Raw genomic sequence first — 480 nt, 5'->3', positions numbered from 1 at the left:
TCAATGTGACTGTGAGTATGAATGTGTCCGGTGATACTGGATATCTGCGGTGGGTTGGGGCCTGACTCTCAATGTGACCGACGCCCGGTGGGCTGTCCTTCGAACGATGTGTCGGTACCCGACCCGCTGTTGCTGCTCACACGCGACCGGTGGGGCGAAGTGACTTCATAGGAGCCTGTCCAAAGAGTCCCATCACAGTCTTGTCCGCCGTCCCCGGCCGGTGCGTGGCCACCACCACGAAGGGATAGCCATGTCCAGCATGACCGACAATCCACCCGATGTCAGCACCACCGTCTTCGTCGGCGTCGACACACACAAGAACACCAATCACGCCGCGATCATCGACCACCTCGGACGCGAGGTCGGCGACCGAGAATTCCCCACCACCGCCGCCGGCCACGTGGACCTGATCGCCTGGATCACCGCGGCCGGAAAGGTCGAGCGAATCGGAGTCGAAGGTACCGGCAGTTATGGATCGAC

General features: G+C 61.5%; 1 protein-coding gene. It reads left to right on the top strand.

The features are described 5' to 3' along the window. Positions 1 to 259: 259 nt before the first annotated feature. A partial coding sequence (locus MTX35_RS25410) for a transposase (protein ID WP_243597486.1) occupies positions 260 to 480 on the top strand: 221 nt, incomplete at its 3' end.

The organism is Rhodococcus sp. ARC_M12, assembly GCF_022810385.1.
GTDB classification, from domain to species: Bacteria; Actinomycetota; Actinomycetes; order Mycobacteriales; family Mycobacteriaceae; genus Rhodococcoides; species Rhodococcoides navarretei.
This window is presented reverse-complemented; position numbering and strand designations above follow the sequence as displayed.